The sequence below is a fragment of the Paraburkholderia sp. SOS3 genome, from assembly GCF_001922345.1.
Taxonomy (GTDB): domain Bacteria; phylum Pseudomonadota; class Gammaproteobacteria; order Burkholderiales; family Burkholderiaceae; genus Paraburkholderia.
On sequence record NZ_CP018811.1, the window covers coordinates 266378 to 292596 of the forward strand.

Consider the following 26219-nt stretch of genomic DNA (forward strand, 5'->3'; position numbering starts at 1 on the left):
TGCCACCGGTCAGTCCGCCGACCGTGCCACGCTACAATGTGCCGTTTAAACCGCGTGCACGCCACGTGCTACCCAGCCCCTGTTCATGATCCGAAAGCCGTCCCCGCGCGCCGCTCAACCTGTAGCGCGCGCTCATGAGCCGCGCCTTTCCACGCTGCCGCTTGCCCCCGAGTCGCTCGGTTTCGCGCTCGACTGTGCTGCGCAGGCGGTCGGCGCAGTGCGTCTTGGCGCCGCGTTGCCCGCGGCGCTCGGCACGGTCTTCGCCTCCTTGCCCGAAGCGAGCGCTGCGGCATCGCACGGCGCGGTTCAGGACATCGCGTATCGAACGATGCGGCGTCTGGGGCTCGCCGAGTGGCTCGTCGCGAAGCTGGTGCGCAAGCCGCCACCCCCGCATGTCGCGCATCTGCTCGCATGCGCATTCGCGCTGCTGGTCGACGACGAAGAGTCGGCGGCCTATACGCCTTTCACTGTCGTCGACCAGGCCGTCGGCGCGATCGGTGCGCGTCGCGAGTTCGAATTTGCGAAGGGCCTCACCAACGCCGTATTGCGCACGTTCCTGCGTGAACGCGGCGCGCTGCTGGCCGAGTCGAAGCGCGACGAAGTCGCACGCTGGAACTACCCGACATGGTGGATCGATGCCGTGCGAAGAGCGTGGCCCGACACATGGCAAGCCATCCTCGATGCGGGCAACACGCAAGGCCCGCTGACGTTGCGCGTGAATGCGCGCCGCTCGAACGTCGGCGCCTACGTGCAAACGTTACACGAGCGCCAGATCGCCGCGACGCAGATCGGCCCGCAAGCGGTGCGGCTCGATACGCCGATGCACGTCGACCGCATCCCCGGCTTTCGCGATGGCATCGTCTCGGTGCAGGACGCCGGTGCGCAACTTGCCGCGCAATCGCTTGGCGTCGAGAACGGCATGCGCGTGCTCGACGCATGTGCGGCGCCCGGCGGTAAAACCGGCCACCTGCTCGAGCTTGCCGATATCGACCTCGTCGCGCTCGAAAGCGACCGTTTCCGCGCGCAACGCATCGGCGAAAACCTGCAGCGCCTGGGGCTCAGCGCGGACATCCGCATCGGCGATGCAGGCAACCCATCCGCGTGGCACGACGCGGTCGAGCCGCTGTTCGACCGGATCCTGGCCGATGTGCCGTGCTCCGCATCGGGCATCGTGCGCCGCCATCCCGACATCCGCTGGCTGCGCCGCGCGGCCGACATCGCCGCACTCGTCGCCGAGCAACGGCGCATTCTCGCCGCGCTGTGGCCGCTCGTGAAACCTGGCGGCGAGTTGCTGTATGTCACATGCTCGATCCTGCCCGATGAGGGCGAGTTGCAGGCACTGTGGTTTGAAAACAACCATCAGGATGCGGTACGATTGGACGCGCCGGGGCAACTGCTGCCCGCAGTCGCTCGCGCGCCCGCCGACACGTCGGCCGGTTCTCGCGCCGGAGGGACCACCGGCGCGAACCCAGACCACGACGGATTTTTCTACGCGCGCTTCCAGAAACGGTGATCATCAAACGCCTATTTCCGCTACGGCTCGCGGTCGCGCTCTGGGTGGCGTTGGCCCTTTGCCTGACCGCAGCCGGGCCGGCACGCGCCGATTCGATCGCGGTGCAGCGCGCGTCCCTGCAGTCGGACAGCAATGGATGGAGCCTCGATGCGCGGTTCGAATTCGAGCTGAACAGCAACCTGGAGGACGCGGTCAATAAAGGCATTCCGCTCTACTTCACGACCGACTTCGAGTTGAGCCGTCCGCGCTGGTACTGGTTCGACGAGCAGCCGGTCAGCGTGTCGCAGAGCATCCGCCTGTCGTTCCAGCCGCTCACGCGCGAATACCGCGTGTCGACAGGCGGCCTGCAGCTCGGTTTCAGTTCGCTGAACGAGGCGCTGTCGGTGATCAAGCATGTGACGTCATGGCATGTGATCGATCGCAGTCAGGTTCATACCGGGGAGACGTACACCGCATCGGTGCGCATGCAGCTCGATATCGCACTGATGCCCAAGCCATTCCAGATCGATGCGGTCAATAACCGCGACTGGAATCTTGCTTCCGACTGGAAGCGTTTTACCTTCACGGTGAGCGATCGTGCTAAATAAAGTGCGCCGCGCCACCAGTGTCAGCAGCATCGTCGTTCGTTTGCTGGTGTCGACGGTGGCGGTCACGGCCGTCCTGCTGCTCGTGCTGCTTGCGGCCGCGAGCGCGAATACCGAATTCTTCGACCGCTATTACCAGTGGCTCTACACGGCCAATATCGCGGTCGCGTTGATCTTCATGGGCATCGTGGCGGTGCTCGTCGTCGTGATCGTCACGCGCTTGCGCAAGGGCAAGTTCGGCACGCGGCTGCTCGCGAAGCTCGCGTTCTTCTTTGCGCTCGTCGGCGTGGTGCCGGGCGGCATCATTTACATCGTGTCGTACCAGTTCGTGTCGCGCAGCATCGAATCGTGGTTCGACGTGAACGTGGAAACCGCGCTGACGTCGGGCCTGAGCCTCGGCCGCGGCATGCTCGATGCGTCGCTGTCCGATTTGCAGACGAAGGGGCGGCTCATGGCCGAGCAGCTCGCGAATGCGGACTCTGCCGGTACGACGCTCACGCTGTTGCGTCTGCGCGATCAGTTCGGCGTGCAGGACGCGACGATCGTCGAGCCCGTGCGCAGCATGTCCGGTGCATCGCCGGAGATGCACGTGGTGGCGCAGGCCACCGGCAATTACGCGTCGCTCGTGCCGACCGACCTGCCCACGCCGCTCATGATCGAACAGGCGCGCGGCCGCGGCTTTGCGGCGATTGAAGGCGAAGTGGACGGCGACCCGCGCGCGCAGGGCAGCAAGGGCGTGCTGCGCCTGCGCATCGTGCAGCGCATTCCCGACGCCAACGCGACGCAGCTGCAACCGACCGACCGCTTCCTGCAGCTCACCCAACCGGTGTCGGCGTCGCTCGCGCGCAATGCCGACGCGGTGCAGCGCGCGTATCGCGAATATCAGGAAAAGTCGCTCGGGCGGACCGGCTTGCGCAAGATGTACATCGGCACGCTGACGCTCGCGCTGTTCCTCGCCACGTTTATCGCGATGATGCTCGCGCTCGCGCTCGGCAACCAGCTCGCGCGCCCGCTGTTCCTGCTTGCGCAGGGCACGAAGGAAGTGACCGAAGGCGACTACACGCCGAAGCGCGAAATCAAGTCGCGCGACGAACTGGGCTTTCTCACGCAGTCGTTCAATGCGATGACGCGGCAGCTTTCGGAAGCGCGCGCGGCCGTCGAAAACAACCGCATTGCGCTCGAGCATTCGAAGACCTATCTCGAGAGCATTCTCGCGAACCTGACTGCGGGCGTGTTCGTGTTCGACCGGCAGTTCAGGCTCACCACCGCGAACCGCGGCGCCGAGCGCATCTTCCGTCAGCCGTTCGCGACGGTGCTCGGTTCGCCGCTCGATCGGATCGCCGTCTTGAGCGAATTCGGCGCGATGATCCGCAAGGCGTTTGCGGACCGCGAGGCCGCAAGCAGCGACAACGAGCATGACGACGGCCACTGGCAGCAGCAGTTCTCGATGCAGGTGCCCGGCGAATCGGACCCGCTGACGCTGCTCGTGCGAGGCGCGCGGCTTCTGTCCGCGAGCACGTCATCGTCCGACGAGGCGGACGACCGGCAGACGGCCGGCTATGTCGTCGTGTTCGACGATATCTCCGATGTGATCTCCGCGCAGCGTTCGATCGCATGGGGCGAAGTCGCACGGCGCCTCGCGCACGAGATCAAGAATCCGCTCACGCCCATCCAGCTTTCCGCCGAGCGCTTGCAGATGAAACTCGCCGACAAGCTCACGCCGCACGATGCCGATGTGCTGAAACGCGGCGCGACGACCATCGTCAATCAGGTCGCGGCGATGAAGCAGATGGTCGACAATTTCCGCGACTACGCGCGCACGCCGCCCGCGGTGCTCGCCAATTTGCAGCTTAATGAACTCGTAAGCGAAGTGCTGACGCTGTACGGCATCGAGGAAGGCAAGAGTGCGATCGCCGTCGAGATGGGCGAATTGCCCGTGATCCGCGGCGATGCGACGCAACTTCGCCAGGTGATCCACAACCTGCTGCAGAATGCGCAGGATGCGGTATCGGAAGCACCGCATCCGCGCGTGGTGCTCGAGACGCGGACAGTAGAATATGGCGATCCCGATGCGGAAGGTAAAACACGCATCGCCGTGCGCCTCACTGTATCGGACAATGGACCCGGCTTTCCCGCGCGCATCCTCACGCGTGCGTTCGAACCTTATGTGACGACCAAAGCCAAAGGAACAGGGCTTGGCCTGGCGATGGTCAAGAAGATCGTCGACGAACACGGCGCGCGTATCGACATTCGCAACCGCCTCAAAGCGGGCGATGTGATCGAAGGCGCGCAGATCTCGATTCTCTTCCTTCAACTCGCAGACAATGCGGCGCCCGGCAACGGAACCCATGCGGGACCCGCAGCCGGATCGCAGACGGCGCGCCACAGCGCGTCGCAGGGAACGACAAAAGCAACAGTGCAGACAAGGGCAGCGTAAATGGCAACCATCCTGGTGGTAGATGATGAAATGGGCATCCGGGAATTGCTCTCGGAGATCCTCAGCGACGAAGGGCATGTTGTCGAAACCGCGGAGAACGCGCAGGACGCGCGCGAATCCCGCTTACGCCAGGCGCCTGACCTGGTACTGCTCGACATCTGGATGCCCGATACCGACGGCGTCACCTTGCTGAAAGAGTGGGCCGCGCAAGGGCAACTGACGATGCCCGTCATCATGATGTCGGGCCACGCGACGATCGACACCGCGGTCGAAGCGACGAAGATCGGCGCGCTGAACTTTCTCGAAAAGCCGATTGCGCTGCAGAAGCTGCTCAAGGCCGTCGAACAGGGGCTTGCGCGCGGCAGCGCGGCGCCGGCGCCAGGCGGTGCCGCAGCGAAGCCCGCATTGCCCGCGAATACATCGGCGGTGGCGTCGGCTGCAGCATTGCCGATGCTCGCGGCCGATAACGCGGGCGTCGGCGCATTGTCTGCGCAGCAGACCACGTCGATCTCGTTCGACATTCCGCTGCGCGATGCACGCGATGCGTTCGAGCGTGCGTACTTCGAGTACCACCTCGCGCGCGAGAACGGCAGCATGACGCGCGTCGCCGAAAAGACCGGGCTCGAGCGCACCCACCTCTACCGCAAGCTCAAGCAGCTCGGTGTCGATCTCGGCAAGAACAAGAGCGAATGACGGCAAATTCAGGGAGGGGGCTTGAGGCGTACGGCATGCTTTGTTATACTCTCGCTTCTTCGTTGGCCCGGTAGCTCAGTTGGTAGAGCAGCGGATTGAAAATCCGCGTGTCGGTGGTTCGATTCCGCCCCAGGCCACCAGAATTCGGCCCCAGGACATCGCAAGATTCCTGGGGCTTGTTTTATGTGCCGCTCCTTGCGGCGTCGCCTGACTTCACGTACGCCATGGCCACGCCCGTCGCCGGGCCGCTCGGGCACCGTCGGCAGTGCACGGTGCTGCATGATAAAATTTCAAATATTCAAGGACTTGCACTGTCCGGTCGCAAGTCCTTTTTTGTTTTGATGCCGGGTTCAGTGCAGCGATCGTCGGCCGATCGTTGCCATCGGGCAGGCCTGCTTCACGCAGCGGGCACTTGCCTATACTGCTTGAGCCGGCGTCCCCGCCGGTACGAGTCAGGCCGAAGTTGATCATTTGAGCCCTCACGGAGTAACACGGTGACCCGTCGACACGCGAAGCGCAGCGCGCTGGTGCTGTTTTCCGGCGGCCAGGATTCGGCCACGTGCCTTGCCTGGGCGCTCGACCGCTATGAAACGGTCGAAACGCTCGGCTTCGATTACGGACAGCGTCACCGCGTCGAACTCGAATGCCGCGACGCGTTTCGCACCGCGATTGCCGACGCATTCCCGGAATGGGGCACGCGCCTCGGCCGCGATCATCTGGTCGATCTGTCGGTGCTCGGCGCGATCAGCGATACCGCGATGACGCGTGAAATCGAAATCGAAACGGCCGCGAGCGGATTGCCGAACACGTTCGTGCCGGGCCGCAATCTGATGTTCATGACGATCGCCGCGGCGATCGCGTATCGGCGCGGTTTGCAGGTGCTCGTGGGCGGCATGTGCGAGACCGATTTCTCCGGTTACCCCGATTGCCGCGACGATACGATGAAGGCACTGCAGGCTGCGCTGAATCTCGGCATGGACAGCCGCTTCGTCGTCGAGACGCCGTTGATGTGGCTCGACAAGGCCGATACGTGGCGTCTTGCGCATGAGCTCGGCGGCGACGCGCTCGTCGAACTGATTCGCGTCGAGACGCATACGTGTTACGTCGGCGAGCGCGCGGAACTGCACGACTGGGGCTTCGGTTGCGGCGAGTGCCCCGCATGCCGTTTGCGCAAGCGCGGATACGAGGCGTATCTCGCGGGCGACCAGGTCGGCGAGCCAGTGTGAGCGAGGCGGCGGCGGCAACATTCATTAGAGCGCATCAGGCAGAACCAGCATGACGTACGCGGTCAAGGAAATCTTCTACACGTTGCAGGGCGAGGGCGCGAACGCCGGGCGCCCGGCCGTGTTCTGCCGGTTCTCCGGCTGCAATCTGTGGTCGGGCCGCGAAGAAGACCGCGCCGATGCGGTCTGCCGCTTCTGCGACACCGACTTCGTCGGCACCGATGGCGAAAACGGCGGCAAGTATCGCAGCGCCGGCGAACTCGTCGCGATGATCGCGTCGCTGTGGCCGGAAGGCGAAGGCCAGCGCTTCGTCGTCTGCACGGGCGGCGAGCCGATGCTGCAGATCGATCAGCCGTTCGTCGATGCATTGCATGCGGCCGGCTTCGAGATCGCGATCGAAACCAACGGCTCGCTGCCGGTGCCCGATACGATCGACTGGATCTGCGTGAGTCCGAAGGCCGATGCGCCGCTCGTCGTGACGAAGGGCAACGAACTGAAGGTGGTGATCCCGCAGGATAATCAGCGTCTGTCCGACTACGAGAAGCTCGACTTCGATCACTTCCTCGTCCAGCCGATGGACGGTCCGTCGCGCGATATCAATACGAAGCTCGCCATCGACTGGTGCAAGCGCCATCCGCGCTGGCGTCTGTCGATGCAAACCCATAAGTACCTGAACATCCCCTGATCGCCGTGCTGACCATTACCCGAAAACTCGAATTCGACGCGGGCCACCGCATTCCCGACCATCGCAGCCAGTGCCGCAATCTGCATGGGCACCGCTATGTGCTCGAGATCACGCTGCAGGGCGATCTGGTCGAAACGGAAGGCGCGCCGGACCGCGGCATGGTGATGGATTTCGCCGACGTGAAGTCGCTCGCGATGGAGCATCTCGTCGAAAAGTGGGACCACGCGTTCATCGTCTACGAAGGCGACACGCAACTGCGCCGCTTTCTCGATTCGATGCCGGACCACAAGACGGTCGTGCTCGACCGCATTCCGACCGTCGAAAATCTTGCGGCGGTTGCGTTCGGCATACTCGCGAACGTCTACGATGCGCACTACGGCGTGAACCTGCGGCTGCAGCGCGTGCGCCTGTACGAAACGCCGAATTGCTGGGCCGATTTCGTACGCGAATAGCGTGCGCTTCGTAGCCGATACAAGCGTTATTGTCACGGTATGATCGTGCCGGCACGTGCTAGCCATGTGCCGGGGACGTACGGCTCACTCTGTGCGCCTCATTAAATGCCATCACGTTGCAGTAGCCACCGGAGCGAGACCATGCCGGCCGCCACGACGCCTACCATCGCGCTGTCCGCAGAACCCTTCGTCGCGCAGCAGACGCAACGCGACGCACGCCGCTCGCGCCTTCCCGGCGCCGTTTCCCGGCTATCTTGCGGCGCAACGTGCCGCACGGAGGCGCGCTCATGAGCACGTTTACGAATCCGCTCAAATTGCGCCTCAAGGACCCCGATCCGTTGTACGGACTGTGGCTGTCGCTTGGCAGCGCGAGCGCTGCCGAAGCGCTTGCGCATGCCGGCTTCGACTGGCTGCTGATCGACATGGAGCATTCTCCGAACGATAGCGTCGACGTCACCGACCAGTTGCGCGCGATCGCCGCTGCCCACCTGCCGAGCGAGCCGGTCGTGCGCGTGCCGGCGGCCGAGCCGTGGCTCGTCAAGCGCGTGCTCGATGCGGGCGCGCGCACGCTGATGTTCCCGAATATCGAATCCGCCGAAGAAGCCGCGTACGCGGTGCGGCTCACGCAATATCCGACGGCCGAATCGCCGGACGGCTTGCGCGGCGTGGCCGGCGCGGTGCGCGCGGCCGCTTATGGCATGCGCCGCGATTATCTGCAGAATGCGAACGCGCAGATCGCGACGATCGTTCAGATCGAATCGGCGCGCGCGCTTGCGCAGGTCGAGCAGATCGCAGCGGTGCCGGGCATCGATTGCCTGTTCGTCGGGCCGGCCGATCTCGCGGCAAGCCTCGGACACCTTGGCGATTCGAAGCATCCGGAAGTTCAGGAAGCAATGGCACATATCGTGCAAGTTGCGAAGAGTGCCCATATCGCCGCAGGCATCTTCGCGATGGACGTCGTCAATGCGCGGCAGTCTCGCGAGGCGGGCTTTCGCTTTATCTCGCTCGCCGCGGACGTAATGTGGCTGTTGCGCGTGACGCGGCAGTCGTTGCAGGAGGTCAGGTCATGAAGAAGATTTCGCCGCACCGGGCGCGCGCAGCGTCGCGTACCGGCGTCCTGTTTGCGCTGAGCGTGTCGGTGGCGCTCGCATCAGCGACTGGCCTGACGGCAAGCGGCGCACGCGCGGCCGACGCCCAGGCGTTCGGTCAGAAGCCCGCCGCGGAAGCGGAAACGCAGACCGCGGTCGCCGACTACAACGCCGGCAATCTGACCTCGGCGCTGGCCGAATTCCGCAAGGCCGCGCAGCGCGGCAACCGTCTCGCCGAATTCAACTACGCGATGATGCTGCTGAACGGCGAAGGCGGTCCGGCCAACGTCGACGAAGGGAAGAAGTGGCTGCGCAAGGCCGCGGACGCGAACATGTCGCATGCGCAGTACGTATACGGCAAGATGTACGACGACGGCGAATTCGTGGGCCGCGATCCTGCGCAAGCGCATCAGTGGTTCATGAAGGCCGCGAAGCAAGGGCATGTTCAGGCGGAGCTCGCGCTGGCGAACCAGTTTCTCGATGGCCGCGGCACGACGCGCGACAACCAGCAGGCGTTCGTCTGGTACAAGAAGGCGGCCGAAGGCGGCGACATGACCGCGCAATATGTGACGGGCTCGTTCTATGAACGCGGCGGCGACGGCGTCAAGCAGAACCTGAACGTGGCACGCGCGTACTATGCGGCCGCGGCCGCGCAGGGCGACCCGGCGGCGCGGCTCAAGTACCAGCAATTGAGCACGCAGTTGCGCGAGTCGCACGAAGCGAAGCCGCAGTAAGCGGCCCGCGCGGCTAGCTCTGCATCAAGCGCTTCTGCCGCGATACGCTCATGATCAGTCCGATCGCGACGCCGAGCGTCGTCAGCGCGGTGCCGCCATAGCTCATGAACGGCAGCGGTACGCCGACCACGGGCAGAATCCCGCTCACCATGCCGATGTTGACGAAGGCGTACGTGAAGAACGCCATCGTCAGCGAGCCGGCCAGCAAGCGACCGAACAGCGTCGCACCGTTCGCCGCGATAAAGAGCCCGCGCGCGATCAGCGCCATATAAAGCGTGAGCAGCACGAGCCCGCCCGCGAGGCCGAATTCCTCGGCGTACACCGCGAAGATAAAGTCCGTGTGCTTTTCCGGGATGAACTCGAGGTGCGCCTGCGTGCCCTTCAGCCAGCCTTTGCCGAGCGGTCCGCCCGAACCGATCGCGATGACCGCCTGAATCGTGTGGAAACCCTTGCCGAGCGGGTCGGACGTCGGGTCGAGCAGCGTGCAGATGCGGTGTTTCTGATAGTCGTGCATCAACGGCCACTGCACGTCAGGCTGGCAGATCTTGTCCTGAAACGTCGCGATCGACGCGACCGCGATCACGCCGGCGATCAGCACCGGCACGATCAGCTTGAAGCTCAGGCCCGCGAAATAGATCACGAAAAGACCCGACGCGAAGACGAGCACGGCAGTACCGAGATCGGGCTGCTTCGCGATCAGCCCGACTGGTATCGCGAGAATCACGAGCCCGACGAGATAGTCGTACCAGCGCATCACGCCTTCGCGCCGCTGGTAGTACCACGCGAGCATCAGCGGCGTCGCGATCTTCAGAATCTCGGACGGCTGGATCACGATGCCGACGTTGATCCAGCGCTTCGCACCCTTGCGCGTGAGCCCGAATAGCGCGACCGCGATCAGCAACGCGACGCCGAACGTATAGGCCGGCACCGCGAAGCGCATCAGCGTATTCGGCGGCACGTTCGCGAGAATCCACATCAGCACGAACGTCAGCATGATGTTGCGCAGTTGATCCTCGACACGTCCGGGCACGTCGAGGCTCGCGCTGTACAGCGTGACGATGCCGACGCACAGCAGCAGGAACACGATCAGTGCGAGCGGCTTGTCGAAGCCCGCGAACATTTTCTTGATGCGATCGAGCCAGGCGCGCTTGTCGAATTGCATGCCTCTCTCCTTTATTCGTCGATGCCGCCGCTGGCGCGCGCGGGCGTCGGCGCGGGCGACGCGCCGTCTTCACGCGATGGCGCCACGGCGACCGGTACGGCGTCGCTGGCCGGACGCCGCGGATGCGGGCCGGCGGGACGCGAGGTCCTCGCCGGGACAGAGGCCGCGGCGGCATCACGCGCACCCGAAGCGCCCGCAGGCGCTCGAGGCGCGGCGACCGACGCGCCCACCGCTTCACTCGCCGCCTGCGCGTCCGACGCCGCGGCCGGCGCGGAAGCCGGCTTCGCGGCGCCCGGCGGCGGCAACGGCGTATAGCCGGCCGCGATGGTCACCGGCTGCACGGCATCGGTCGCGCTTGCGCCAAACGGAGCCAGGGCCGGTGCCGAAGCCGCGTCGCCGATCGCCGGCTCCGATGCCCCTTCGGTTGCCGATGCCGCCGCGCTCACCGCTGCTTCCTGAGCGCCGGGCTTGAGCCTGTCGATCAGATAGTAGTCGAGCACGCGCTTCGCAATCGGCCCGGCCGCCTGTGCGCCCCAACCGCCGTTTTCGACGATCACGGCGACCGCGATCTTCGGGTTTTCCGCCGGCGCGAACGCGATAAAGAGCGCGTGGTCACGCAGTTTCTCGGCGAGCGCATGACCGCGGTACTTCTGCCCCTGCAGCGAAAACACCTGCGCGGTGCCGGTCTTGCCCGCGACGAGATACGGCGAATTGCGGAACACCTGATACGCGGTGCCCGACGGATTCGACGTGACGTTTTCCATGCCACGCTTGACCACGTCGATATCGGCCTGCGAGACGTTGATGCGCCCTTCGTCGCGCGGCACGGTCAGCCGCATCTGGTGCGAGATCGGATTTTCGATTTCCTTCACGAGGTGCGGCTTCATCAGCACGCCGTTGTTGGCGAGCGTCGCGGTCGCGTGCGCGAGCTGCAAGATCGTGAACGAGTTGTAGCCCTGGCCGATGCCGAGGCTGATCGTCTCGCCTTCGTACCACTTCTGCTGCTCGGGCTTGCGATACGCCTTGCGTTTCCATTCGGTCGACGGCAGGATGCCGCGCGCCTCGCCGGCGATATCGATGCCGGTAATCTGGCCGAAGCCCCACGGCTTCATGAAATTCGCGATCGCGTTCACGCCGAGATCGTGCGCGAGCATATAGAAGTAGGTGTCGTTCGACACCATGATCGCGCGGTTCATGTCGATCCAGCCCTGACCCTGCGGCACGTCGTTGCGGAACGTGTGGCCGCCGAACGTGTACGAGCCCGGATCCTGGAAGCCCCATTGCGGCGTGCGCTTGTGCAGCGTCAGCGCGGCGAGCGCCATGAAAGGCTTGTAGGTCGAGCCCGGCGGATACGTGCCGTGCAGCGGCCGGTTCAGCAGCGGGTGATCGGGCGAATTGTTGAGCTCGTCCCACGTCTGCTGGTCGATGCCGTCGACAAACGAATTCGGGTCGAAGCTCGGCGCGGACACGAAGGCGAGCACGTCGCCGGTCGACGGTTCGATCGCGACGAGCGCGCCGCGCTTGCCCGCGAACGCCTGCTCGGCGACCTGCTGCAAGCCGATATCGATCGACAGCACGAGGTTGTTGCCCGGTGTCGCCTGCGTGCGCGACAGCGTGCGCACGGGCCGCCCGCCCGCCGTGACCTCGACTTCCTCGAAGCCGGTCAGGCCGTGCAGCTCGGTTTCGTAGCTCTGTTCGACGCCGATCTTGCCGATGTAGTCCGTGCCCTTGTAGTTGTTCGCGTCGAGGCGCGGATCGTAGTGATCGGGGTCGCTATCGTTCTGGTCGGAAATGTCGTCGATGCGTTCCTGGTCGCGCTGCGAAATGCGGCCGATATAGCCGATCACGTGCGCGGCAGTCGGCCCGAGCGGATATTGGCGGAACAGGCGCGCGCGCACTTCGACGCCGGGGAAGCGGAAGCGCTGCGCGGTGAAGCGCGCGACCTCGTCGTCGGTCAAACGCGTGCGGATCGGCAGGCTTTCGAAGTTCTTCGAGTCTTCCTGCAGCTTCTTGAAGCGGCGGCGGTCGCGTGCATCGATCGTGATCACCGTCGACAGTTTGTCGATCACGTTTTCAAGCGTGTCGTTGAGCTTCGACGGCGTGATTTCGAGCGTGTACGCCGAGTAGTTCTTCGCGAGCACCACGCCGTTGCGATCGGTGATGATGCCGCGATTCGGCACGATCGGCGCGACCGAGATGCGGTTTTCGTCCGCTTGCAGCGAATACTTGCTGTAGTGCCAGACCTGCAGGAACAGGAAGCGGAACGCGATCAGCCCGAAGCAGACGAACACGAACAGCCCCGCCGCGGCGACGCGCAAACGGAACCTGTTCAGTTGCTGCTGGGTGTCTTTGAATTCGGTCATGCGGTTTTGCGTCGGCTCCGGTTCATGCCGGCGGCCTCGACATCAGATAGGCCGGGTGTCGTCCGGATCGGCCGGACGGCGCTGCGGCATCAGCAGCAGCACGCTCGCGAGCGGCCACAGCGCGGCTTCGACGAAACCGTCGATCAGATATCCCCAGCCGGGAAATGCCGCGCCGGTCAGGAGGCGGATCACGAACGGCACGACCTGTGCGACGACGAGCAGCGGCATGACCGCGAAAATCTGCACGGGCAGCGTCATCCACAGCACGCGGCGGTGAATCGTGATCGCACCGTACGACAGCAGCGTATAAGCGAGCGCGTGCTCGCCGAGCAGGCTTGCATTGTGCACGTCCATCAGCAGGCCGAGCATGAACGCGATGCCCATGCCGACCTTGCGCGGCTGATGCACGTTCCAGAACAGCAGCACGAGCGCGACGAAGTCGGGCACCCCGACGAGGCGCCCCCACGGCATCATGTTCAGCAGGAACGCGGCCGCGAGGCTGAACGCGATGAAGTACGGGTTGACCGGCTGCAGGATGTATTGCGGACGGTTCACTGTCCGGTCCCCCGAGCCGTTTGCGGCGTTTCTCGAGCCGCTTGCGGCTTTGCGGCCGATTTCGTCGCCGGCTTGGTTGTCGGTTCTGCCGCGGCCGGCGCCGTGGCCGACGCTGCAGCCGGCGCTTTCGGAGCCGCGCTGCCCGCTGCATTCCCGTCGCCGGCTTTGGCGCCGCTCTTGTCCTTGTCGGGCGTTGCCGTCTTGTCCGTCGCCTTCGCGCCCTTCTTCTTCGCGTCTTTCGCCGCGGTGGCCGCATCGGGCTCGTCGGCGGGCCGCGGCGGCACGTCGTTCTGATAGTGGAGCACGAGCAGTTGCCGCGCACCGCGCACCTGCGCGATCGGCAGACAGACGACATGCGCGAACGCGGTATCGGCCTGCTTGTCGACGCGCACCACCTTCGCGACCGGCAGCCCCGGCGGATAGACGCCATCGAGGCCGCTCGTGACGAGTTCGTCGCCCGCGAGCACGTCGGCGCTGATCGGCACGAAGCGCAAATCGAGCGTGTCGCCCTTCGGCGTGCCGTAGATCACGCTGCGCAAACCGGTACGCACGATCTGCACGGGCACGGCCTGGTCTTTATCCGTAAGCAGCGTGACTTCCGCCTGCATCGGAAACACGCGCGTGACCTGACCGACCACGCCATCTTCGTTGACGACCGGCGAGCCGTCCTGGATGTCTTGCTGCGAGCCGCGGCCGATCACGACTTTTTGCGTGAACGGATCGCGCGTGTCGTACTGGATTTCGGCGGGCGTCGACTGAATGGGCGAGCGTTGCGACAGTTGCAGCAGCGCACGCAGATGCGCGTTTTCCGCCGCGAGCTGCGCGGATTCGTTGGCCTGCTGCGAAAGCCGCAAGTTGCGCGCGCGCAATTGCGCGTTGTCGGCACGCAACGTGGCGCTCGTCACGGCGAGATCGGCCGCGCCCATGAAGAGGTCGCGCGGCACGAGGGCCGCGCGCTGCAGCGGATAAAGCCCCGCGCCGAGCACGCCGCGAACGATTTCGAGCGTTCTGAAGCGCGCATCGGAAATCAGCAGGGCAAGCGCGAGCACGACGAAAAAGATCAGCCGTGCAAGCGCCGACGGGCCTTGCTTGAACAGGGGCGGCGGACTGTATTCCATGGTCGGCGCCGTGGACGTGAGCGGTTAGATGAAACTTTGACGCGCGACAGGGCGCGTGGTGCGGCGAAAAATGTCGCACACCCAGCGCGCGGCGGCTGGAGAAGCCAGCCGTACGATCCGCGCCACTGACATGGAGACCCGCTTACTCGTAAGAGAAGATGCTGCCGAGCTTGTCCATGCGCTCGAGCGCCATGCCCGACCCACGCACGACGCACGTGAGCGGGTCTTCGGCGACGAGCACCGGCAGGCCGGTTTCTTCCGCGAGCAGACGGTCGAGGTCGCGCAGCAGCGCGCCGCCGCCCGTGAGCATCATGCCGCGTTCCGCGATGTCGGCGCCGAGTTCCGGCGGCGTTTGCTCGAGTGCGATTTTCACCGACGACACGATCTGGTTCAGCGGATCGGTCAGGGCTTCGAGGATTTCGTTGCTCGAGATCGTGAAGCTGCGCGGAATGCCCTCCGACAGGTTACGGCCCTTCACTTCCATTTCCTTGACTTCGGAGCCCGGGAACGCGGAACCGATTTCTTTCTTGATTGCTTCGGCCGTCTGCTCGCCGATCAACATGCCGTAGTTGCGGCGGATGTAGTTGACGATCGCTTCATCGAACTTGTCGCCGCCGACGCGCACCGAGCCCTTGTAGACGATGCCGCCCAGCGAGATCACGCCGACTTCGGTCGTGCCGCCGCCGATATCGACGACCATCGAACCCGTGGCTTCCGACACCGGCAGGCCCGCGCCGATCGCGGCGGCCATCGGTTCTTCGATCAGGTACACCTGCGAGGCGCCCGCGCCGTGTGCGGCTTCCTTGATCGCGCGGCGCTCGACCTGGGTCGAACCGCACGGCACACAGATGATGATGCGCGGCGACGGCGAGAACATCCGCGATTCGTGTGCAGTCTTGATGAACTGCTTGATCATCTGCTCGGTGACGGTGAAGTCGGCGATCACGCCGTCCTTCATCGGGCGGATCGCTTCGATGTTGCCCGGCACCTTGCCGAGCATCTGCTTCGCTTCGCGGCCGACGGCCTGGATGGTTTTCTTGCCGTTCGGTCCGCCTTCCTGGCGGATCGAAACAACGGAGGGTTCGTCGAGAACGATGCCTTTGCCACGCATGTAGATGAGCGTATTGGCGGTGCCGAGGTCAATGGCCAGATCGTTGGAGAAATAGCTGCGCAAAAAACCAAACATTCAAAATCCTGTCTCGCTTGGGGCCGGGCCTCGCACCGTACGCGGGAGGGCGGCAGCGGAAAAATTAAACAGCTTCACCTTCGGGGCGACTCAACCGGGCTTCGCATGAACGCCGACAGACGCAGGACATCGGACGTACGGAAACCACTGGAAATCACGCGGAAAACTGAAGCTGCTGGAGAATCTACTGTGCAACGAACCGGCAACTGCCGGAGACCTGATCACAAGGCTGTTTCAGCTTCACTTCTGCGCTTTGCTTCAGCGCGTGCCCAGAAAGGCCTTGGTAAGTCGGTCCGGGTTTGGGTCGAACGCGTAATGATACCTTATAATTTTGCTGGATTTGAAGGAAACGAGCGGCACTTTTTGCCGCCGCGCGGCCCTATTTCGACGGGCCGCGCCAATGATTTAACCCGCTGTCGCAGCATCGTTTTTCCTCGTTGCGGCAGTCCGGGTCCCATTCCGGTGAAACAATGGCTTTGACCCTGACCGATGTGAAACGCATCGCCCATCTTGCGCGGCTCGAACTGGCCGATGCCGATGCCGAACATACGCTTGCGCAACTCAACGAATTCTTCGGTCTCGTCGAGCAGATGCAGGCGGTGGACACCACCGGCGTCGCGCCGCTTGCGCACCCGATCGAGCAGATCGAAGACGTCGCATTGCGTTTGCGCCCCGACGCGGTGACCGAAACGGTACGCCGCGAAGACTTCCAGCGCCCCGCGCCCGCGGTGCAGGACGGCCTGTATCTGGTGCCGAAAGTTATCGAGTAATTGTCCGTACAGGAACACCGCAATGCATGAGAAGAGCCTGACAGAACTGCGTGCCGCACTCGCCGCGAAGCAATGCTCCGCGGTCGAACTCGCGGACCTGTACCTGAAGCGTATCGCGTCAAGCAAGAGCCTCAACGCGTTCGTCCACGTCGACGAAGCGCGCACGCTCGAAGAAGCGAAGGCCGCCGACGCGCGCCTCGCGGGCGGCGACGCGGGCCCGCTGACGGGCCTGCCGATCGCGCACAAGGACGTATTCGTCACGCGCGGCTGGCGCGCGACCGCCGGCTCGAAGATGCTCGAGAATTACACGAGCCCGTTCGACGCAACGGTCGTCGAGCGTCTGGCGCGCGCGGGCATGGTGTGTGTCGGCAAAACGAATATGGACGAGTTCGCGATGGGTTCGTCCAATGAGAACTCCCATTTCGGTCCCGTGCACAACCCGTGGGACACGGCGGCGGTGCCGGGCGGCTCGTCGGGCGGTTCGGCCGCGGCGGTGGCCGCGCGCCTCGCGCCCGCTGCAACGGGCACGGACACCGGCGGCTCGATCCGTCAGCCCGCGTCGTTTTCGGGCATCACCGGCATCAAGCCGACGTACGGCCGCGTGTCGCGTTACGGGATGATCGCGTTCGCGTCTTCGCTCGACCAGGGCGGTCCGTTTGCGCAGAGCGCGGCCGATTGCGCGCTGCTGCTCAACGCAATGGCCGGTTTCGACGAACGCGATTCGACGAGTCTCACGCACGACGACGAAGACTTCACGCGTTATGTCGGACAGGCCTGGCAACGTGCCGCGAGCGGTCGCGACAAGCCGCTCGCCGGCCTGCGCATCGGCTTGCCGAAGGAATATTTCGGCGACGGTCTTGCCGACGATGTGCGCGCGTCGATCGACGCCGCGCTCAAGACCTACGAGTCGCTCGGCGCGACGCTCGTCAGCGTCTCGCTGCCGAAAACCGAGCTGTCGATTCCGGTCTATTACGTGATCGCGCCGGCCGAAGCCTCGTCGAACCTGTCGCGTTTCGACGGCGTGCGCTACGGGCATCGCGCGGCGGACTACCGCGATCTGCTCGACATGTACAAGAAATCGCGCGCCGAAGGCTTCGGGCCCGAAGTGAAGCGCCGCATTCTGGTCGGCACGTATGTGCTGTCGCACGGCTATTACGACGCATACTACCTGCAGGCGCAGAAAATCCGCCGCATCATCGCGCAAGACTTCCAGGAAGCGTTCAGGCAGTGCGACGTGATCATGGGGCCAGTTTCGCCGACGGTCGCGTGGGATATCGGCGCGAAGGGCGACGATCCGGTGCAGATGTATCTCGCCGATATCTACACGCTGTCGGTGAGCCTCGCGGGTCTGCCCGGCATGAGCGTGCCGTGCGGCTTCGGCGCGGGCGCGAATGCGAAGCGGCCGGTCGGCTTGCAGATCGTCGGCAACTATTTCAACGAAGCACGCATGCTGCAGGTTGCGGACGCGTTCCAGCGCGTGACCGACTGGCATCGCAAGTCGCCGGCGGGAGTCTCGGAAGCATGATCATGAGCAAAGAATGGGAAGTCGTAATCGGTCTCGAGACACACGCGCAACTGTCGACGGTCTCGAAGATATTCTCGGGCGCCGCGACGCAATTCGGCGCGGAACCGAACACGCAAGCGTGCCCCGTCGACCTCGCGTTGCCCGGCGTGCTGCCGGTGGCGAACCGCGGCGCAGTCGAGCGCGCGATCCGCTTCGGCCTCGCGATCGGCGCGACGATCGCGCCGCGCAGCATCTTCGCGCGCAAGAACTACTTCTATCCGGATTTGCCGAAGGGCTACCAGATCAGCCAGTACGAGATTCCGGTCGTGCAGGGCGGCAAGCTCACGATTCAGGTGCCCGCCAATGAAAAGGCCGGCAAGGACGCGTACGAAAAGACGATCAACCTGACGCGCGCGCACCTCGAAGAAGACGCAGGCAAGTCGCTGCACGAAGACTTCGCGGGCATGACCGGCATCGACCTCAATCGCGCCGGCACGCCGCTGCTCGAAATCGTCACGGAGCCGGAAATGCGCAGCGCCGCCGAAGCGGTCGCGTATGCGAAGGCGCTGCATGGTCTCGTCGTGTGGCTCGGCATCTGCGACGGCAACATGCAGGAGGGCTCGTTCCGCTGCGACGCAAACGTATCGGTGCGGCCGGTCGGGCAGCAGGAATTCGGCACGCGCGCCGAGATCAAGAACCTGAACTCGTTCCGCTTCCTCGAAGAGGCGATCCAGTACGAAGTGCGTCGCCAGATCGAACTGATCGAAGACGGCGGCGCGGTAGTGCAGGAAACGCGTCTGTACGATCCGGACAAGCGCGAAACGCGTTCGATGCGCTCGAAAGAAGACGCGCACGACTATCGCTATTTCCCCGATCCGGACCTGATGCCGCTCGTCATCGAATCCGCGTGGATCGAGCGCGTGAAGGGCGAGATGCCCGAGCTGCCCGAAGCGATGCAGCAGCGGTTCGTCGAGCAGTACGGACTCACGCGCTATGACGCGGGCGTGGTCGCATCGAGCAAGGCGATGGCCGCGTATTACGAAGCGGTGGTCGCGAAAACGGGCGCCGCGCAGGCGAAGGTCGCGGCGAACTGGCTGATGGGCGAAGTATCGTCGCAACTGAATCGCGAAGACCTTACCATCGATGCGAGCCCGGTCAGCGCGGCTCAGCTCGCGCTGATCCTGCTGCGCATCGCCGACGGCACGATCTCGAACAAGATCGCGAAGGAAATCTTCGTTGCGATCTGGGAAGAGAAAGCGACCGACGACGCCGCGGCCGATCGCATCATCGAAGCGAAGGGGCTCAAGCAGATCTCGGATACCGGCGCACTCGAAGCGATCATCGACGAAGTGCTCGCGGCAAACCAGAAGTCGGTCGACGAGTATCGCGCGGGCAAGGAGAAGGCGTTCAACGCGCTGATCGGCCAGGCGATGAAGGCGACCAAAGGCAAGGCAAATCCGCAGCAGGTCAACGAACTGCTGAAGAAGAAGCTGTCCTGACGCGCCCGAAGCAGCGCGATTTCGCCAATGCCGATGTGCTGCGTGTGCTGCATGTGCTGCATGTACTGCACAAAGGGCGCGCTTCGTTCATGATGGGCTGTTGCCGGATCGAAAGGCCCGGACAGCAGCCCTTTGCATTTGAGCGTGCATCGTCAAATCAGGAAGGAGACGGACCCAATGGCAAAGAAACCGGAACTCGACGATTTCCGCGTACCGTTCTTCGAAGAAGGCAAGAAGAGCGGCGCGTTCAAGCTATCCGATTTCGATCCGGGCACGAAGCCATTCTCGAGCGGCACGAAAGAGTCCGATCGCGAGACTCTGCTCGAGCTCGGCACGAAGCTCGACGCGCAGCAGGAGCGTTTGCATGCGCAACGCCGCCACCGCGTGCTGCTCGTGCTGCAAGGCATGGACACGAGCGGCAAGGACGGCACGATTCGCGCAGTGTTCCATGAAGTCGATCCGCTCGGGCTTCGCATCGTGCCGTTCAAGGCGCCGACGCCCACTGAAGCGGCGCACGATTTTCTCTGGCGCGTGCACGCGCAGGCGCCGATGGCGGGCGAGCTGACGATCTTCAACCGCAGTCACTATGAAGACGTGCTCGTGCCGACCGTGCTCGGGCAATTGGGCAAGGCGCAGCGCGAACGCCGTTACCGCCATATCCGCGACTTCGAAGCGATGCTTGCGGACAGCGGCACGACGATCGTCAAATGCATGCTGCACATTTCGAAGGACGAGCAGCGCGAGCGGTTGCAGGCGCGCATCGACGATCCGACGAAGCACTGGAAGTTCGAACTGTCCGATCTCGATGCGCGCAAACTCTGGGACAAATATCAGGATGCCTATAGCGACGCGCTCGCTGCGACGTCGACCGACTACGCGCCGTGGTACATCATTCCCGCGAATTCGAAGTCCCATCGCAACGTGATGGTCGCCGCGCTACTGGTGCGCATGATGGAGTCGCTGAAGCTCGACTATCCGCCGGCGAAAGAATCGTTGAAGGGCGTGATAGTCGAATGAGCGTCGAATTTCGCGACGGCGTTCGCGTCGCTGCTGCACGAAAAACAACCGATCGAATCGACAATAAAGGAATGACATGTTGCGCGTGATCACGGCCAATCTGAACGGCATCCGCTCTGCGTCGAGCAAAGGCTTTTTCAACTGGTTTGGCGAGCAGAATGCCGACGTGCTGTGCGTGCAGGAAATCAAATGCTCGCAGGACGATATGACGCCCGAGTTTCTCGCGCCGCACGATTTCACCGGTTATTTCCAGCATGCGGTGAAGAAAGGTTACAGCGGCGCGGGCGTCTATACGCGGCACGAACCCGACGAAGTGGTCATCGGCTTCGGCAGCGAAGAGTTCGATGCCGAGGGGCGTTACGTCGAACTGCGGTTCGGCGAGCTATCCGTGGTGTCGGTCTATGTGCCGTCGGGGTCGAGCGGCGAAGACCGGCAGCAGGCGAAGTACCGCTTCATGGATCTCTTCATGCCGCATCTCGCGGCGCTGCGCAAAAAGCGCGAAGTGATTTTGTGCGGCGACGTGAACATCGTGCACAAAGAGATCGACATCAAGAACTGGAAGAGCAACCAGAAGAACTCGGGCTGCCTGCCCGAAGAGCGCGCGTGGCTCTCGAAGCTCTTCGACGAAGTCGGCTACGTCGACGTGTTTCGCACGCTCGACCAGCGGCCCGAGCAGTACACATGGTGGAGCAATCGCGGACAGGCGTATGCGAAGAACGTCGGGTGGCGCATCGATTATCAGATCGCGACGCCGGGCATTGCGTCGAAGGCGAAGCGCGTCGATATTTTCCGCGACATCAAGTTCAGCGATCATGCGCCGCTGACGATCGACTACGATCACACGCTCGCGAGCTGACGATGGGCGCGTGCGCGCGCGTGGTACCGCACCGGGCTCGGCGCGCCTGTTAATCCCGCGCCGCGGTCCGCCGCGAACGGCCGACGCCTTGGTACTCCGGCAACGTATCGACGGTCTTGCCGATCGCCTTCGCGTACAGCGGCAGCATGTCGGACAGCCGCTTCACGATGTCCTGGCGGCGTGCGGTCGTGTACGGGTGTACATAGATAAAGCCCTGGTCGTGGTTGTTGCGCGTCGCGACGGCGAGCTTGTCCCACAGCGTGACGGCTGCACGCGGATCGTACCCGCTACGCGACGCGATCTCGCTGCCGATCACATCCGCTTCGGTTTCGTCGGCGCGTCCGTATTTCATCTCGAGCAGTTGCGAGCCGATGCCAAGCGGCGACTCGCCGAGGTCCGCGAGTCCGAACAGCTGCGGAATCGGCCCCGAGCCGAGTTGCGCGGCCTGCTGCTCGCCAAGCCGTTCGCGCGCATGCTCGCGTAGCGCGTGCGCGATTTCGTGGCCGATCAGCATGGCGAGCTCGTTGTCGTTGAGTTTGACGCGATCGAGCATCCCGCCATACACGACGAGCTTCCCACCCGGCAGACAGTACATGCGGATATCGGGCGAGCGGATCACCGCGATGTCCCACTTCCAGTGTTTGGTGCGGTCGCTCCACTTGAGCGAATAGGGGATGAGCTTGTCGGTGATCGTGCGCACGCGTTCCACGCGCGGGTCGGTCGGCGGATACAGGCGATGCGCGTGATTGGCGCCGCGCACGATCTCATTGAATTCGTCGGCGGCCTGGCCTTCGAGCATCGACGATGGAATCAGATTGCGAAATGCCGCGAAATTGCCGTAGCGCACTTGCTGGCTCGGCTGGAAGGGCGTCGACATGGCGAGCGTGCCGGAAGCGGCTGCAGCTGAAGCGGCGCTCGCGGGCGCCGTTGCGCCTGAGGGCGTTGCAGCGGCTTCGGATTTCGGTGCGGCCGGGGCGTTGGTGCTGCCTGCCGCGCCGGTGGCGCTGCCGTTCGGTGCATTCGCGGGCGCGGCGTTCGAAGCGTTACCCGTCGCGTTGCCTGCCGCATTTGCGGAGGGATTGTTCGGCGCATTCGCGGGCTTCGCGGCGGGCGACGCTGAAGTCGCATTCGACGTCGATCCGCCCGCGGCGCCGGCTGCCGGATTGCCTGGCGACGCCGCATTCGGAGCAGCATTGGCAGGTGCCGCGCCCGCGCCCGAACTCGCACCCGCGCCGGAACCCGCACTGCCCGCTTCCGCCGCGATCGCACCCGTCGCCGCCGCAAAGGCGCCAGCGCACACGAGCGCGAACAGCACACGCGCCGGATGCATCAGACGAAAACGGCTCCGGCGCGCGTCAGTCCAGGGCTTCAACCATCCTTGCAGCCCATCCGGCCGATCCGGTCGGCCCCTCGCGCATCGGCGAACCTTTTCCGTCACGACGGTCTCCTCCACGGCGCAATCCGGAACAAAAGTAACATACCGGGCACGGCGAGAAGCGTGCATGCGATGAAGTAATGGAACCAGCCGAACTGCGCGACGACGTAGCCGCTTGCGGCCGACGCGAGCGTGCGCGGCACCGAGGCGAGGCTCGTGAAAAGCGCGAACTGCGTGGCCGTATAGCGTGGGTCCGTGGTGCTCGCGATATACGCGGTGAATGCCGCGAGCGTCAGCCCTGTCGCGAAAGTTTCGAACCCGTAGACGATGGCGAGCGCAAAGAGCTTCGGATCGAGTTGCACGCTCCAGTTGGCGCCAAGCCACGACATCAACTGCGTCACGGTATGGCTGATCGACGCCGCGAGATGATAAGTCGGCGCATCGGGCCCGCCGTGGCCGAACTGCGCAAGCCACGCAAAGCCGAGCGTCGACACCATCTGCAGGAATCCGAAAATCCACAGCCCGCGGCCGATGCCGATCTTCATGAGCCAGATGCCGCCGATAATGCCGCCCGCGAGGCTTGCGCCGAAGGCGGTCGTCTTTGCGATCACGCCGATCTCGGTGCGCGAGAAACCGATGTCGAGGAAGAACGAAGTGGACAGCGTGGTCGCCATCACGTCGCCGAGCTTATAGAGAAAGATAAAGCCGAGCACGAACAGCGCGCCGATCCAGCCGTCGCGCAGAACGAATTCGCGGAACGGCTCGACGATCGCCTCGCGCAGGTTCTTCGGCGGCGCGCCGTGCACTTCGGGTTCGCGCACGACGAGCGTCATGATCATGCCCGGCAGCATGAATGCCGCGGTGAATGCAAACACGGTCGCCCACGGCAAATGGTCCGACAGAATCAGCGCGAGCGACCCGGGCACGAGCGCCGCGATCTTGTAGGCATTCACATGCACGGCGTTGCCGAGCCCCTGTTCGGTGTCGTGCAGCAGTTCGCGCCGATACGCGTCGATCACGATGTCCTGGCTCGCGCCGAAGAACGCAACGAGCGCGGTCAGCGCGGCGACGGTCCAGATCGAATCGCGCGGCGACACGATGCCGAGCGAGGCAATCGCGCCGGCCACGAGAATCTGCGTGACGAGCATCCAGCCGCGCCGCCGCCCCGGTCGCCAGCCAGGCAGACGCGGGATGAAGCGGTCCATCAGCGGCGCCCAGACGAATTTCCACGTATAGGGAAACTGGATCAGCGCAAAGAGGCCGATTTCCTTCAGATTGACGCCTTCGGAACGCAGCCAGGCCTGCACCAGGTAGACGAGCGTGAAAAGCGGCAGACCCGACGTAAAGCCGAGAAAGACGCAGATCAGCATGCGCGTGTTCAGGAACGCGCGCCAGCCGGGATGTTCTTCGTGAGCGTTTAGTGCGGGCGCCTCGTGTGGCGGGTTCGACATGAGCGGATGGCGTTAGATTTTCTTGACGCGATAGACCGCAAGACTACCACGCCAGTTCACGCCCCAACGCACGGTCTGGCCGCCGTGCAGCACGACGCGATCGAGAATTTCAATGCCGACTTCGGGCGCGAGCGCCTCGAAGTCCTTGATGGTCAGCACGCGCACGTTCGGCGTGTTGTGCCATTGATAAGGCAGCGATTTGGATACCGGCATCCGACCCTGTGCCACGGCCAGCCGATGCGGCCAGTAGCCGAAATTCGGGAATGACACGATGCACTGCTTGCCCACGCGCACCGTCTCGCGCAGGATCGCCGCGGTCTGGTGAATGGTCTGCAGCGTCTGCGAGAGGATCGCGAAATCGAAGCTGCCGTCTTCGAAAAGACGCAGACCGTCTTCGAGATTCTGCTGGATCACGTCGACGCCGTTCTTCGTCGCGGCCAGTACGCCCGCGTCGTTGATCTCGATGCCGTAGCCCTGCACCTCGAGTTCTTCGGTCAGGAGCGACAGCAGCGAGCCGTCGCCGCAGCCGAGGTCCAGCACCGTGGCGCGCGGCTCGACCCAGCGCGCGATCGCGCGGAAGTCGGCGCGCGTCGACAGGAGTTCGAAGGCTTGCTGGTTCATGCGTTCACCTCGAGCGCGATGCGTTCGTAGTAGGCGCGCATCAGGTTGTGATAACGCGCGTCGTCGAGCAGAAACGCGTCGTGGCCGTGCGGCGCGTCGATTTCGCCATATGTCACATGGCGCTTGTGATCGAGCAGCGCTTTGACGAGTTCGCGCGAACGCGCCGGCGCGAAGCGCCAGTCGGTCGTGAAGCTCGCGATCAGATACTTTGCCGTGGTGTGCGCGAGCGCCGCGGTCAGATCGCCGTCGAATGCCTTGGCGGGGTCGAAGTAGTCGAGCGCACGCGTGATCAGCAGATACGTATTCGCGTCGAAATACTCTGCGAACTTGTCGCCCTGGTAGCGCAGATAGGACTCCACTTCGAATTCGACGTCGAAGCTGAAGTTGTAGACGTCGAGCGCCCCTTCGGCGCGGCGCAGCGCACGGCCGAATTTCGCGGCCATGTCGTCGTCCGACAGATAGGTGATGTGGCCGATCATGCGCGCGACACGCAAGCCGCGTTTCGGCTTGACGCCGTGCGCATAGTAATTGCCGCCGTGGAAGTCCGGGTCCGACAGGATGGCCGAACGCGCGACTTCGTTGAACGCGATGTTCTGTGCGGACAGTTTCGGGGTGGACGCGACCACGATGCAGTGCGCGACGCGCTCGGGATACATCGTGCTCCACGCGAGCGCCTGCATGCCGCCGAGGCTGCCGCCCATGACCGCGGCGAAGCGCTCGATGCCGAACGCGTCCGCGACGCGCGCCTGCGCGTTCACCCAGTCTTCGACGGTAACCACGGGAAAGCTCGCGCCGTACGGGCGGCCGGTCGACGGATCGATGCTCATCGGCCCCGTCGACCCGAAGCACGAACCGAGGTTGTTCACGCCGATCACGAAGAAGCGGTTCGTATCGAGCGGCTTGCCGGGGCCGACCATGTTGTCCCACCAGCCGACGTCTTTCGGATTGTCGGCATAGACGCCGGCCACATGATGCGACGCGTTGAGCGCATGGCAGACGAGTACCGCGTTGCTGCGTTCGCTATTGAGCGTGCCGTAGGTTTCGACCATCAGGTCGTAGTCGGCGAGCGAGCTGCCGCTTTGCAGCTGCAGCGGCTCGGAGAAATGCATTTTCTGTGGAGCGACGATCCCGATCGATTCCATTTATGTCCGCCTGTAACGATTGCTGGGCGGCTAAACGGTGTCGGCGACGCGCAAGAGAGGCGATTTCGCGCTGACGACCTCTTTAGCCGCATTTATGTGAACCGGGACCGTGAGTCCGGCAGGTTCGCGCGCCCGCAATCGAGTCAGCAAATCGGCGCGCTACAACATGTATTCAGGGTACTGCAGAAGGC

General features: G+C 64.1%; 23 protein-coding genes and 1 tRNA gene. 15 read left to right on the plus strand and 9 right to left on the minus strand.

Translation table 11 applies throughout. The features are described 5' to 3' along the window. Positions 1 to 85 precede the first annotated feature (85 nt). The 10 genes from rsmB (at position 86) to BTO02_RS01220 (ending at position 9409) form a co-directional block, all read left to right on the plus strand. Entirely contained in the window at positions 86 to 1513 is a 1428-nt protein-coding gene (rsmB, locus tag BTO02_RS01175; protein ID WP_075155461.1) for a 16S rRNA (cytosine(967)-C(5))-methyltransferase RsmB, read from the plus strand. Further along, a complete protein-coding gene (locus tag BTO02_RS01180; RefSeq protein ID WP_075155462.1) occupies positions 1510 to 2100 on the plus strand; it encodes a DUF4390 domain-containing protein in 591 nt (196 codons plus the stop codon). The genes rsmB and BTO02_RS01180 overlap by 4 nt, the downstream gene beginning before the upstream one ends. Then, positions 2090 to 4534: a sensor histidine kinase gene (locus tag BTO02_RS01185; RefSeq protein WP_075155463.1), complete on the plus strand. Its 2445-nt coding sequence runs from the start codon at positions 2090 to 2092 to the stop codon at positions 4532 to 4534. Before BTO02_RS01180 ends, BTO02_RS01185 begins: the two co-directional genes overlap by 11 nt. Further along, positions 4535 to 5227, plus strand: coding sequence for a response regulator transcription factor EsaR (gene esaR, locus BTO02_RS01190; protein ID WP_075155464.1), 693 nt, complete (start codon positions 4535 to 4537; stop codon positions 5225 to 5227). Positions 5228 to 5291: 64 nt separating this feature from the next. Then, a tRNA-Phe gene (locus BTO02_RS01195) sits at positions 5292 to 5367 on the plus strand. A gap of 354 nt (positions 5368 to 5721) precedes the next feature. After that, positions 5722 to 6453, plus strand: a complete 732-nt coding sequence (queC, locus tag BTO02_RS01200) for a 7-cyano-7-deazaguanine synthase QueC (RefSeq protein ID WP_075155465.1) — start codon at positions 5722 to 5724, stop codon at positions 6451 to 6453. A 49-nt stretch (positions 6454 to 6502) separates the two neighbouring features. Continuing rightward, a complete protein-coding gene (gene queE, locus BTO02_RS01205) occupies positions 6503 to 7135 on the plus strand; it encodes a 7-carboxy-7-deazaguanine synthase (protein ID WP_075155466.1) in 633 nt (210 codons plus the stop codon). Positions 7136 to 7143: 8 nt separating this feature from the next. Beyond that, a complete protein-coding gene (gene queD / locus BTO02_RS01210) occupies positions 7144 to 7587 on the plus strand; it encodes a 6-carboxytetrahydropterin synthase QueD (RefSeq protein ID WP_156883864.1) in 444 nt (147 codons plus the stop codon). 287 nt (positions 7588 to 7874) lie between these two features. Continuing rightward, complete coding sequence (locus BTO02_RS01215; RefSeq protein ID WP_075158507.1) at positions 7875 to 8657, plus strand: HpcH/HpaI aldolase family protein; 783 nt, start codon at positions 7875 to 7877, stop codon at positions 8655 to 8657. Then, entirely contained in the window at positions 8654 to 9409 is a 756-nt protein-coding gene (locus BTO02_RS01220) for a tetratricopeptide repeat protein (protein ID WP_075155468.1), read from the plus strand. Before BTO02_RS01215 ends, BTO02_RS01220 begins: the two co-directional genes overlap by 4 nt. Positions 9410 to 9422: 13 nt before the next feature. Here BTO02_RS01220 and rodA read toward each other — a convergent pair whose 3' ends face one another. From rodA to BTO02_RS01245, 5 genes are all read right to left on the minus strand, one after another. Then, positions 9423 to 10571 (minus strand): rod shape-determining protein RodA, encoded by a 1149-nt coding sequence (gene rodA / locus BTO02_RS01225; RefSeq protein ID WP_075155469.1) that lies wholly within the window; start codon positions 10569 to 10571, stop codon positions 9423 to 9425. Positions 10572 to 10582: 11 nt separating this feature from the next. After that, entirely contained in the window at positions 10583 to 12934 is a 2352-nt protein-coding gene (gene mrdA / locus BTO02_RS01230) for a penicillin-binding protein 2 (RefSeq protein ID WP_075155470.1), read from the minus strand. A 42-nt stretch (positions 12935 to 12976) separates the two neighbouring features. Beyond that, positions 12977 to 13489: a rod shape-determining protein MreD gene (gene mreD / locus BTO02_RS01235; RefSeq protein ID WP_075155471.1), complete on the minus strand. Its 513-nt coding sequence runs from the start codon at positions 13487 to 13489 to the stop codon at positions 12977 to 12979. Next, positions 13486 to 14607, minus strand: coding sequence for a rod shape-determining protein MreC (gene mreC / locus BTO02_RS01240; protein ID WP_075155472.1), 1122 nt, complete (start codon positions 14605 to 14607; stop codon positions 13486 to 13488). The genes mreD and mreC overlap by 4 nt, the downstream gene beginning before the upstream one ends. 142 nt (positions 14608 to 14749) lie before the next feature. Then, entirely contained in the window at positions 14750 to 15793 is a 1044-nt protein-coding gene (locus BTO02_RS01245) for a rod shape-determining protein (RefSeq protein WP_017772379.1), read from the minus strand. A 470-nt stretch (positions 15794 to 16263) separates the two neighbouring features. Here BTO02_RS01245 and gatC point away from each other — a divergent pair, with 470 nt between their 5' ends. The 5 genes from gatC to BTO02_RS01270 all read left to right on the plus strand — a co-directional run bounded on the left by gatC (position 16264) and on the right by BTO02_RS01270 (position 21439). Then, a complete protein-coding gene (gene gatC / locus BTO02_RS01250; protein WP_075155473.1) occupies positions 16264 to 16563 on the plus strand; it encodes an Asp-tRNA(Asn)/Glu-tRNA(Gln) amidotransferase subunit GatC in 300 nt (99 codons plus the stop codon). Positions 16564 to 16585: 22 nt separating this feature from the next. Continuing rightward, complete coding sequence (gatA, locus tag BTO02_RS01255; protein WP_075155474.1) at positions 16586 to 18088, plus strand: Asp-tRNA(Asn)/Glu-tRNA(Gln) amidotransferase subunit GatA; 1503 nt, start codon at positions 16586 to 16588, stop codon at positions 18086 to 18088. 2 nt (positions 18089 to 18090) lie between these two features. Continuing rightward, positions 18091 to 19566 (plus strand): Asp-tRNA(Asn)/Glu-tRNA(Gln) amidotransferase subunit GatB, encoded by a 1476-nt coding sequence (gene gatB / locus BTO02_RS01260; RefSeq protein WP_075158508.1) that lies wholly within the window; start codon positions 18091 to 18093, stop codon positions 19564 to 19566. Positions 19567 to 19743: 177 nt separating this feature from the next. Next, positions 19744 to 20583: a PPK2 family polyphosphate kinase gene (locus BTO02_RS01265; protein WP_075155475.1), complete on the plus strand. Its 840-nt coding sequence runs from the start codon at positions 19744 to 19746 to the stop codon at positions 20581 to 20583. A gap of 76 nt (positions 20584 to 20659) precedes the next feature. Beyond that, a complete protein-coding gene (locus tag BTO02_RS01270; protein WP_075155476.1) occupies positions 20660 to 21439 on the plus strand; it encodes an exodeoxyribonuclease III in 780 nt (259 codons plus the stop codon). Between the two features lie 49 nt (positions 21440 to 21488). Here the strand turns inward: BTO02_RS01270 and BTO02_RS01275 are convergent, their stop codons facing one another. From BTO02_RS01275 to metX, 4 genes are all read right to left on the minus strand, one after another. Beyond that, a complete protein-coding gene (locus BTO02_RS01275; protein WP_075155477.1) occupies positions 21489 to 22769 on the minus strand; it encodes a M48 family metallopeptidase in 1281 nt (426 codons plus the stop codon). A gap of 104 nt (positions 22770 to 22873) precedes the next feature. Next, positions 22874 to 24265, minus strand: coding sequence for an AmpG family muropeptide MFS transporter (locus BTO02_RS01280; RefSeq protein WP_075155478.1), 1392 nt, complete (start codon positions 24263 to 24265; stop codon positions 22874 to 22876). 12 nt (positions 24266 to 24277) lie between these two features. After that, positions 24278 to 24886, minus strand: a complete 609-nt coding sequence (metW, locus tag BTO02_RS01285; RefSeq protein ID WP_075155479.1) for a methionine biosynthesis protein MetW — start codon at positions 24884 to 24886, stop codon at positions 24278 to 24280. Further along, positions 24883 to 26028: a homoserine O-succinyltransferase MetX gene (gene metX, locus BTO02_RS01290; protein WP_075155480.1), complete on the minus strand. Its 1146-nt coding sequence runs from the start codon at positions 26026 to 26028 to the stop codon at positions 24883 to 24885. The genes metW and metX overlap by 4 nt, the downstream gene beginning before the upstream one ends. Positions 26029 to 26219: the final 191 nt, after the last annotated feature.

Coding starts and splice junctions, on each gene's coding strand:
- rsmB (WP_075155461.1), top strand. CDS start 86: ATGATCCGAAAGCCGTCCCCGCGCGCCGCTCAACCTGTAGCGCGCGCT.
- esaR (WP_075155464.1), top strand. CDS start 4,535: ATGGCAACCATCCTGGTGGTAGATGATGAAATGGGCATCCGGGAATTG.
- queE (WP_075155466.1), top strand. CDS start 6,503: ATGACGTACGCGGTCAAGGAAATCTTCTACACGTTGCAGGGCGAGGGC.
- BTO02_RS01215 (WP_075158507.1), top strand. CDS start 7,875: ATGAGCACGTTTACGAATCCGCTCAAATTGCGCCTCAAGGACCCCGAT.
- BTO02_RS01220 (WP_075155468.1), top strand. CDS start 8,654: ATGAAGAAGATTTCGCCGCACCGGGCGCGCGCAGCGTCGCGTACCGGC.
- rodA (WP_075155469.1), bottom strand. CDS start 10,571: ATGCAATTCGACAAGCGCGCCTGGCTCGATCGCATCAAGAAAATGTTC.
- mrdA (WP_075155470.1), bottom strand. CDS start 12,934: ATGACCGAATTCAAAGACACCCAGCAGCAACTGAACAGGTTCCGTTTG.
- mreC (WP_075155472.1), bottom strand. CDS start 14,607: ATGGAATACAGTCCGCCGCCCCTGTTCAAGCAAGGCCCGTCGGCGCTT.
- BTO02_RS01245 (WP_017772379.1), bottom strand. CDS start 15,793: ATGTTTGGTTTTTTGCGCAGCTATTTCTCCAACGATCTGGCCATTGAC.
- gatC (WP_075155473.1), top strand. CDS start 16,264: ATGGCTTTGACCCTGACCGATGTGAAACGCATCGCCCATCTTGCGCGG.
- gatA (WP_075155474.1), top strand. CDS start 16,586: ATGCATGAGAAGAGCCTGACAGAACTGCGTGCCGCACTCGCCGCGAAG.
- gatB (WP_075158508.1), top strand. CDS start 18,091: ATGAGCAAAGAATGGGAAGTCGTAATCGGTCTCGAGACACACGCGCAA.
- BTO02_RS01265 (WP_075155475.1), top strand. CDS start 19,744: ATGGCAAAGAAACCGGAACTCGACGATTTCCGCGTACCGTTCTTCGAA.
- BTO02_RS01270 (WP_075155476.1), top strand. CDS start 20,660: ATGTTGCGCGTGATCACGGCCAATCTGAACGGCATCCGCTCTGCGTCG.
- BTO02_RS01275 (WP_075155477.1), bottom strand. CDS start 22,769: ATGCATCCGGCGCGTGTGCTGTTCGCGCTCGTGTGCGCTGGCGCCTTT.
- BTO02_RS01280 (WP_075155478.1), bottom strand. CDS start 24,265: ATGTCGAACCCGCCACACGAGGCGCCCGCACTAAACGCTCACGAAGAA.
- metW (WP_075155479.1), bottom strand. CDS start 24,886: ATGAACCAGCAAGCCTTCGAACTCCTGTCGACGCGCGCCGACTTCCGC.
- metX (WP_075155480.1), bottom strand. CDS start 26,028: ATGGAATCGATCGGGATCGTCGCTCCACAGAAAATGCATTTCTCCGAG.